Origin of the sequence: Mesorhizobium sp. M1E.F.Ca.ET.041.01.1.1, from assembly GCF_003997355.1 — a bacterium.
Lineage (GTDB): Bacteria > Pseudomonadota > Alphaproteobacteria > Rhizobiales > Rhizobiaceae > Mesorhizobium.
On record NZ_RZSL01000265.1, the window covers coordinates 1 to 8,270 of the forward strand.

At 64.1% G+C, this 8,270-nt stretch carries 8 protein-coding genes; 6 read left to right on the plus strand and 2 right to left on the minus strand.

Going from position 1 to position 8,270, the window contains the following annotated elements; translation table 11 throughout:
• The 3 genes from EOA38_RS20660 to EOA38_RS20670 all read left to right on the plus strand — a co-directional run.
• Positions 1–1,220, plus strand: a 1,220-nt coding sequence (locus EOA38_RS20660; protein ID WP_145966012.1) for an MFS transporter, incomplete at its 5' end; no start/stop codon positions are given.
• 209 nt (positions 1,221–1,429) lie between these two features.
• Positions 1,430–2,320, plus strand: coding sequence for an ankyrin repeat domain-containing protein (locus tag EOA38_RS20665; RefSeq protein ID WP_127300093.1), 891 nt, complete (start codon positions 1,430–1,432; stop codon positions 2,318–2,320).
• Positions 2,321–2,675: 355 nt separating this feature from the next.
• Positions 2,676–3,764, plus strand: coding sequence for an acyltransferase family protein (locus EOA38_RS20670; protein WP_127300094.1), 1,089 nt, complete (start codon positions 2,676–2,678; stop codon positions 3,762–3,764).
• Between the two features lie 31 nt (positions 3,765–3,795).
• Here EOA38_RS20670 and EOA38_RS20675 read toward each other — a convergent pair whose 3' ends face one another.
• Together EOA38_RS20675 and EOA38_RS20680 are read right to left on the minus strand one after the other, a co-directional pair.
• Positions 3,796–4,440, minus strand: coding sequence for a DUF5074 domain-containing protein (locus tag EOA38_RS20675; RefSeq protein WP_127300095.1), 645 nt, complete (start codon positions 4,438–4,440; stop codon positions 3,796–3,798).
• Positions 4,441–4,472: 32 nt separating this feature from the next.
• Positions 4,473–5,693 carry a helix-turn-helix domain-containing protein gene (locus EOA38_RS20680; protein ID WP_127300096.1) on the minus strand — a complete coding sequence of 407 codons (1,221 nt, stop codon included), beginning with the start codon at positions 5,691–5,693 and terminating at the stop codon, positions 4,473–4,475.
• Positions 5,694–5,811: 118 nt separating this feature from the next.
• Here EOA38_RS20680 and EOA38_RS20685 point away from each other — a divergent pair, with 118 nt between their 5' ends.
• The 3 genes from EOA38_RS20685 (at position 5,812) to EOA38_RS20695 (ending at position 8,251) form a co-directional block, all read left to right on the plus strand.
• Positions 5,812–6,561 carry a thioredoxin family protein gene (locus tag EOA38_RS20685; RefSeq protein WP_127300097.1) on the plus strand — a complete coding sequence of 250 codons (750 nt, stop codon included), beginning with the start codon at positions 5,812–5,814 and terminating at the stop codon, positions 6,559–6,561.
• An 87-nt stretch (positions 6,562–6,648) separates the two neighbouring features.
• Entirely contained in the window at positions 6,649–6,921 is a 273-nt protein-coding gene (locus EOA38_RS20690) for a hypothetical protein (protein WP_127300098.1), read from the plus strand.
• A gap of 265 nt (positions 6,922–7,186) precedes the next feature.
• Positions 7,187–8,251, plus strand: coding sequence for a branched-chain amino acid ABC transporter substrate-binding protein (locus EOA38_RS20695; protein ID WP_127300099.1), 1,065 nt, complete (start codon positions 7,187–7,189; stop codon positions 8,249–8,251).
• The last annotated feature ends 19 nt before the right edge of the window (positions 8,252–8,270 follow it).

Genomic DNA, 8,270 nt, shown 5'->3' on the forward strand with positions numbered 1-8,270 from the left:
ACTGGAAGCAATTCGCGTTGCTAGTGCTTATCAACGCCTTCGTCGGCGGCATGGTCGGCATCGAGCGGACCGTCGTGCCGCTGATCGGCGCGGAGGAGTTCGGCGTCGCTTCCACCACGCTCGTCACCTCCTTCATCGTCAGCTTCGGCGTCGTCAAGGCTTGCGCCAATCTCGTCTCCGGACAGCTTGCCGACACGTGGGGCCGCAAGCGGGTGCTGATCCTCGGCTGGCTGTTCGGCCTGCCGGTGCCTTTCATCATCATCGCGGCGCCGAGTTGGGGCTGGATCGTCGCCGCCAACGCGCTGCTCGGCATCAACCAGGGGCTTGCCTGGTCGATGACGGTGATCATGAAGGTCGATCTGGTCGGGCCGAAATCGCGCGGGCTCGCCGTCGGCCTCAACGAGTTCGCCGGCTATCTCGCCGTCGGCATCACCGCTTTTCTCACCGGCTATCTGGCAAGCCGCTACGGGCTGCGCCCGGTGCCGATCTATCTCGGCGTCGGCTATGCGATCCTCGGCGCCGCGCTGTCGATCCATCTGGTGCGCGACACACGCGAGCATGTGCGGCTGGAACTGGCCAACCATCCCAAAGCTGCTTCCCCGCTCAGCTTCCGCGAGATCTTCTTGCTGACCTCCTTTCGCGACCGCAACCTGTTCGCGGCCTCGCAGGCCGGCCTGGTGAATAATCTGAACGACGGCATGAGCTGGGGGCTCTTTCCGCTCTTCTTCGTCGCCAATGGGCTCGGCGTCGAGCGGATCGGCATCCTCAAGGCGGTCTATCCTGCCGTCTGGGGCGTGTTCCAGGTCGCGACCGGGCCGCTCAGCGATCAGTGGGGCCGCAAGGGCCTGATCGTCGCCGGCATGTGGGTGCAGGCGGCGGGGCTTCTCACCACCGCCATGACGCGCGATTTCGGCTGGTGGCTGCTGGCGAGCCTGCTTCTCGGCCTCGGCACGGCGATGGTCTATCCCAGCCTGATCGCTGCGGTATCGGACGCCTCGCATCCCTCCTGGCGGGCGCGCTCGCTTAGCGTCTACCGCTTCTGGCGCGACCTCGGTTACGCGATCGGGGCATTGTCGGCGGGGCTGATCGCCGACTTCTTCGGCTTCTCCGCGGCGATCGTGGCGATTGCGGCGCTGACCTTCCTGTCGGGTGTGATCGTGGCGGTGGCGATGCGGGAGACAACAGCGTTAACGCCGGCACGAGGCGACGACCAGCGGTGAAAGCCTGAGCTTGGTACCGCGTAGAAGAGTCCAGCTTTGCTCGCACTACGGCAGGAGTTGACCCGGATGGCACCTCAAAGCCCGCCGACAGAGGGCAGCAAGGCCATGGCCAGTCTTCCTGAAAACTCTCGTTCTCGCAGGGCATTTGAGGTATCCTTGTCCTCTTAAAAGCGTGCTGCGTCCTCCGGTTTGCCCTGGGGAGGTGCCAAATGCGCAGGCTCCTGCTTTTCATTGCACCACTGCTTGTATGCTCCCCGATTGAATTGCGCGCCGCCGCCATTCACGACGCCGCGAAGAACGGCGATGTCGCGGCGATCACGGCAGCGCTCGACGCAGGTGCCGGCATCGACGAGAGCGATGGAGACGCAACGCCGCTCTATTTTGCGGTCATGATGGGCCATATCGAAGCAGCAAAACTGCTCATAGAACGTGGTGCGGACGTCAACGCCCAGACGACTTGGGGTCGCCCGCTGATGGCGGCTATGGGGAAACGCAAGATCGATCTGTTAAAGCTTTTGCTGGAGCATCACGCAGATCCCAATTCGGACCGTGACGGCGAATCCGCCCTTCATGTCGCCGTCATTCTCGGCTGCCTCGACTGCGTGAAGGTACTGGTCGAGGCCGGCGCGGACGTGAATGCGAAGACAAATGACGGTAAGACACCGCTCCATCTGGCAAAACGCCGGGGGCAACGCGAAATTGCCGACTATCTGATGTCGCACGGCGTCGTCTTGCCAACACCAGCCCCGATCTCGATGAAGTTGGCTTCTGCCGATGTCGAGAAAGGCCGAACCTACTTCACCCGTGTGTGTCACGGTTGCCACAATGCCGAGCCACAGGGAGGGAACAAAACGGGACCGAACTTGTGGGGCGTCGTCGGCCGCGACAAGGCATCTATGGCAAATATGGATTATTCGGACGCCTTGCTGGGCTGGGAAGGCGCGTGGACGTATGAGGATCTGAACAGATATCTGTACGGGCCCATGCTCACCACGCCGGGCGTTAAGATGGAGATGCCTGGTGTTCCGGACGAGACCGAACGAGTCGACCTGATCGCGTATTTGCGCACACTCAGTGACAAGCCGATCCCGCTACCTTGAATCGATAATCTCTTGTGCAACGACTGTTACGGGTCAGCGCTGCCTCGTCTCCCGACTCAAATTGTTCAAATGTTCACCTTTGGCGATCCTAGGAAGGCCACCGGCCCGGCGGCATCGCACGCCAATGAAACGGTCACCGGCCATCGCACACCTTTGACCGCATTTGGCGCTACCAAGTTGTTGTGCCAGCGGGCACTCAACGGCAGTTCGCCGCCCATTGCATGGATTCGCCTTGGGTACCAAGCGTCAGACGTTCACCACTAGCAGCGTCGCGTTTACGATATCCGAAGCTTCGTGCTGCCAGAGGTACACCCTTCCGGTACTATGGCGCCGGGTGCCTTTCTCGGGGTCGTTCATGAACAACTCGATGCGCATGCCGTGGGTGGACACGGCAAAAGGTCTTTCGATCATCCTGGTGGTGATGATGTATTCCGCCTACAACACCGGTGAATACACCGGCGGCGTCGGCTTCCTCCATTACGCCATCGGCTTTGCGACGCCTTTCCGCATGCCGGAATTCTTTCTGATCTCAGGCCTTTTCCTGTCGCAGGTGATCGACCGGCCATGGCGGCGCTATATCGACCGGCGCGTCGTGCATTACCTCTATTTCTACGTGCTGTGGGCGATCATCTCGATCGGGCTGAAGATCGGCATCTTCAGCCGCGATCCAGCCGGCATGCTGCACGACCTCGCGATGGCCGTCGTCCAGCCCTATGGCGTGCTGTGGTTCATCTACATGCTGGCGGTGTTCGGCATCGTCATCCGCATACTGCGTGAGCTTCGCGTGCCGCACTGGATCGTTATCTTGGCTGCTGCCGCGCTGCAGATGTGGGCGCCGCGTCCAGATAGCTATGTCTTCGAGCAGTTCGCGGCTTATTTCGTGTTCTTCTATCTCGGCTTCGTCATGGCGCCGCTGGTGTTCCGGCTCGTTGCGTGGACGCAAGTCCGTCCGGCGATCGCCGTCGCCGGCCTGGTCGTGTGGGCGATCGTCAACGGCCTGCTCGTCTATTCGCCGGGTTATGCCGTTCAACCGGTCGGCATGCAGATGGGCCTGGCGGCCTGGCCGCCGCTGCATCTTGCGCTGGCCGTCGCGGGCGCGGTGGCGCTTTGCGTGCTGGGTGGCTTCCTGTCGAAATTCGCTTCGATGGAATGGCTGCGGTGGCTCGGAGAGCATTCGCTGGTCGTCTATGTCGCCTTCACCATCCCAATGTCGATCTTCCGCGGTCTGGCGCTCGCCAGCGGCCTCCTGACCGACACCGGCATGCTGAGCCTCGCGGTCCTGCTCGTCTCGGTCATCAGCCCGGTAGTGCTCTACTTCATCGTCAAGCGCACCGGCTTGGGAAACTTCCTGTTCGAGCGGCCGGCCTGGGCGCATATCGACAGGCCGAATGCCGGCCAGGTCTCAAACAAGGGCGTTGCCCGGCCGGCGCGCGAGGCGGCCTGAGGCCGCCTGTTTCGTCTCGGTCAGCCGCCGGCTACGGTTGCTTGCCAGCGTGTCCGGGACGGCGCACGGCCTTGATCTTGCCGCTGCTGCCGCCGCCGCAGAAGAAGCAGCCGCCACCATCGGATTCCAGTCCAGACACACCGGAGGGCATCGCTACCTCCTGCAGCACGTCGCCGGTCTCGGGATCGATGCGCAGCAGGTCGCCCTCCTCGCCTTCCCAGGTGGCGTGCCAGAGCTCGCCGTCGACCCAGGTGACGCCCGTGACGACGCGCTTCGACTCGATGGTGCGGATCACCTTGCCCGTTTCAGGATCGATCTGATGGATCTTGTGCGCCCTGTATTCGCCGACCCAGAGCGAACCTTCGGCCCAGGCCATGCCTGAATCGCCGCCATTGCCGGGGGCCGGGATGGTGGCGACGACCTTGCCGGTCTTCGGGTCGACCTTGTGGATGCGGTCCTCGGCGATCTGGTAGAGGTGCTCGCCGTCGAAGGCGGTCCCGGCATGCGAGGCGACGTCGATCGATCGCACGACCTTGCCGCTCTCCGGGTCAAGCGCCTTCAGCTTGTCGCCGGTGGCGAACCAGACATTCTTGCCGTCGTAGGTGACGCCATTGACGCGCTCGGCGTCCGGAAAGGGTCCATATTCGCGCAGGATCTCGGCAGCGGCTCGTTTCATTTTCGATCTCCATCTGAACAATGGCCGGGAGACTAGTCGCTCGGCAGCGGACCCGGGAGTAACAACACAGTCGGGAATCCGGTCATCGGCGGCATCATCCAGCGGCGCGCCCTGCCGCGGCCGACCGCCTGCACCTTGCTTGCCGTCGAAAGCTCTTCCAGCGCCCGCTGCACGGTGCGCGCGCTGGCGCCGAGCGCGATCGCCAGCGCCGAGCTCGACCAAGACTCGCCGTCGGCGAGGAAGGCGAGCACAGCGCCGTGCTCCTCCTCGACAGGCGGCGCCAGCACCGCGACCTCGGCGGCGTTCAGCGGCGTGAGGGCGAAGCCGGCCGCCGTCGCGTTGATTTCGGCCAGCGCGCCCAATTCGGCGCGCAGCCGGCCCATCTCGACCCTGAGCCGCGCACGATGCGATTCATCGGCGTGCCTGGCCCTGAAGGCGCGTCTCAGCAGTACCTCCCGCGACGCATCGGCCGGCCAGGCTTCGGCCAGCGTGCGCGCCAGCGCGAACAGCACCGGCCGCGTCGCCAGCGAGACCACCGTATCGGCCTTGCGCACGACGTTGCGGCAGGCGTCGACTATGAGCGTCCCGGATGCCAGCAGCATCTCGACCTCATCGAGCAACAGCGCTTTCTCCGCGCCTCGCGCGACGAGCCGCGCCACGGGCGAATTCATCACCATCGCCGCGCTTTCGACCTCGGCCTTCAACGCGGGAATGTTGGCCTGGTAGGCCGCGAGCGACGCCCGGCCGAGCGCCGAGCGTGCCACCTTCGTCCTCAGACGCCTGACCGCGATGCCGGCGGCGGCGAGCTCGTGGGCGACGCGGGCGACCGGCGGCAGCGGCGCCGGATCGAAGCCGGCAAGCAGGCGTTCGGCCTCGTCGAGCCGGCCGATCAGGATCAGGCGCCGCGCCTCGAGGCTTCCGGCATAGGCCGCGTTCACACGGTCGCCATGCGATTGAAGCGTCGCTCGGGCGGCCCGCAACGCCTTCTCCGGCCAGCCGAGATCGCGCGAGACGAGCGCGATCTCGGCCTCGGCGACGACACAGCGGGCTCGCGCCACCGCCTCTTTCGGGCTGAAGGCGCGGGCGGCGCTCTTCAACAGCGCCTTGGCCTTGGCGAAGTCGCCGAGCTGCGCCATGGCGATGCCGCGCAGCGCCAGCGCCGGCGCGTCGTCGCGCAGAGCGACGCGCTTCAGGGCGCCGAGCGGGTCACCCGATGCCAACGCGCGGCCGGCGGCGTTGATCAGCGAGTCCATGCAGTGCCTGCTTCTGTGCCTGCCGGATCAAATCGCGTCACACTTGTAACTCTCACCATCGCGCCGTCCGGCCCTATGTCTGTCCTCGTCACCCTCAACCAAACCGAAAGAATGAGCAATGACCCAGCAAATGCACACACCACCGGTCGTTTCGCGAGAGGCCTGGGAAGGCGCGCACGAGGAGATGCTCGTGAAGGAAAAGACCATGACCCGCGCCCGCGACGCTTTAGCCGCCGAACGCCGCCGCATGCCGTGGATGGCGGTCGAGAAGGACTATGTGTTCGAAGGCCCGAACGGCAAGGCGAGCCTGCTCGACCTGTTCGAAGGCCGCCGGCAGTTGATCATCTACCGCGCCTTCTTCGAGCCGGGCGTCTATGGCTGGCCGGAACACGCCTGCCGCGGCTGCTCGCTCGGCGCCGACCAGGTCGGCAACCTCGCCCATCTCAACGCCCGCGACACCACGCTCGTCTACGCCTCGCGCGCGCCGCAGGCCGACATTCAGCGGCTGAAGCAGCGGATGGACTGGAAGATGCCCTGGTACACCATCACCGACAGCTGGGATAAGGATTTCGGCGTCGACGAATGGCACGGCCACAACGTCTTCATCCACGACGGCGACCGCATCTTCCGCACCTATTTCGTCAACAATCGAGGCGACGAGGCTTTTGGCACCGTCTGGAGCTATCTCGACGTCACCCCGCTCGGCCGCCAGGAGGTGTGGGAGGACTCGCCCAAGGGCTATCCGCAGACGCAGACCTACAAGTGGTGGAACTGGCACGACAATTACGAAGAAGGCGCCGCGCCCGACCAGAGATGGGTCGAGGTGTCGGATGCCGGCGAAGCAGCGTTCCGCAACAAGGACGCCTGAGCGCGAAGCGACTCTGGCGGCGCCAGCCGCGCCGCCAGAGCCGATCTCCGCAAGCCTTGAAAATCAGACCATTTGCAGGTGGATGAGATGAGCATCGAGAACTCGGATTTCACCATCGAAAGGACGAATACCCCTAGCCCTTCCGCCCTGAGCGGCTTCGGCCTCGCCGACTGGCTCTGCCTCGCTGCGGCGCCGACCTTCGCGATCATGGCGCTGCTGACGGCCGCCTATGGCAGCCACGACATGATGTGCATATCCGGGGCTGAAGCCTCCGTGCTCGGCGGCATGGTGCCGATGTATCTTCTGATGGCGGCTTTCCACCTGGCGCCCTGGCTGCGGCTGGTGGGAAAGCGGGAATGAGATTTGACGTTGCAGCTTATGACCGCCGTACCCGCCCAAGTGTCCGCTAAGCGCCAGAAGCGACCAGTTCTCGAATGACCGCAGTGCGGCCGTCTGGACTCGGCGCGCGATTCCGACTTCAGCGAACGAAGTTGTGACACGCCATTCAAGTGACGCATCGCTTCGCCAATTGCGCTCCAATAACATCCGAGACACTCGCGCTTGCCGAAGGGGCTGTCGGCCCTGACAGGATTAGCGTAAGCTAATGTCCACAAGGGGTGCACACATGCACCGTGTCATCGCCATAGCGATCATAGTTCTCGCGGCCGTGTTCAGTTCCGCGAGGGCCGAGGTGCTGATCGGGGTCTCGGCTGCCATGACAGGACGGCTTGCCTGGATCGGCGAGCAGGGGCAGCGCGGCGCGGAGATGGCGGTGGCCGACGTCAACGCGGCGGGCGGCGTGCTCGGCCAGAAGGTGAGGCTCATCTCGGTCGACGATTTCTGCGATCCCGAGCAAGCGGTCGCGGCCGCCCAGAAGCTGGTGGCTGACGGGGTGGTGCTCGTCGTCGGGCATTATTGCTCTGGGGCCTCGATCCCCGCATCAAAAGTGTACGCGGAGGCGGGCGTCGTCGAAATATCCCCAGGCTCGACCAATCCGCAGCTGACCGAACAGGGCCGTAGCAATGTCTTCCGCACCATTGGCCGCGACGACGCGCAAGGTTTCATCGCCGGCAACTACCTTGCCGATCGCTGGGGCGACAAGAAGATTGCAATCCTTCACGACAATTCGACCTATGGAAAGGGTCTCGCCGACGAGACCAGGAAGCAGCTGAACAAACGGGGCGTGACTGAAGCTGTTTACGACGCATACGCGCCCGGGAAGGACGACTATTCAGCCGAGGTCGCTGCGTTGCAAGCCGCCGGCGTCTCTGCCTTGTATGTGGGTGGGTATCATGCCGACGTTGCGCTGATCGCTCGCGCCGCACACGACCGTGGCTACACGGTCCAGCTCATATCCGGAGATGCCTTGGCCACCGAGGAATTCGCCCTGATCGCAGGCTCAGCGGCGGAGGGAACCCTGTTCACCTTCCCGGCGGACCCGCGGCGAAATGCCGGCGCGGCCGCAATCGTGGAGCAGTTCCGTGCGGAGAACTTCGAGCCCGCGGGCTACACGCTGTTGAGCTACTGCGCGGTTCAGGTCTGGGCTCAGGCGGTCGCGAAGGCAGGTTCGCTGGAGCCGAAGGCGGTCAAAGCAAATCTGCACGAACGACAATTCGACCACGTCATTGAAAGGGTCAACTACAACGACAAGAGTGACCGCACGAGGCAGAACTGGGTTTGGTACGAATAGCAAGGCGACAAGGACCTGC

Bases quoted from the DNA above. Each gene is read 5' to 3' on its own strand.
- EOA38_RS20665 (WP_127300093.1), top strand. From the start codon at position 1,430: ATGCGCAGGCTCCTGCTTTTCATTGCACCACTGCTTGTATGCTCCCCG.
- EOA38_RS20670 (WP_127300094.1), top strand. From the start codon at position 2,676: ATGAACAACTCGATGCGCATGCCGTGGGTGGACACGGCAAAAGGTCTT.
- EOA38_RS20675 (WP_127300095.1), bottom strand. From the start codon at position 4,440: ATGAAACGAGCCGCTGCCGAGATCCTGCGCGAATATGGACCCTTTCCG.
- EOA38_RS20680 (WP_127300096.1), bottom strand. From the start codon at position 5,693: ATGGACTCGCTGATCAACGCCGCCGGCCGCGCGTTGGCATCGGGTGAC.
- EOA38_RS20685 (WP_127300097.1), top strand. From the start codon at position 5,812: ATGACCCAGCAAATGCACACACCACCGGTCGTTTCGCGAGAGGCCTGG.
- EOA38_RS20690 (WP_127300098.1), top strand. From the start codon at position 6,649: ATGAGCATCGAGAACTCGGATTTCACCATCGAAAGGACGAATACCCCT.
- EOA38_RS20695 (WP_127300099.1), top strand. From the start codon at position 7,187: ATGCACCGTGTCATCGCCATAGCGATCATAGTTCTCGCGGCCGTGTTC.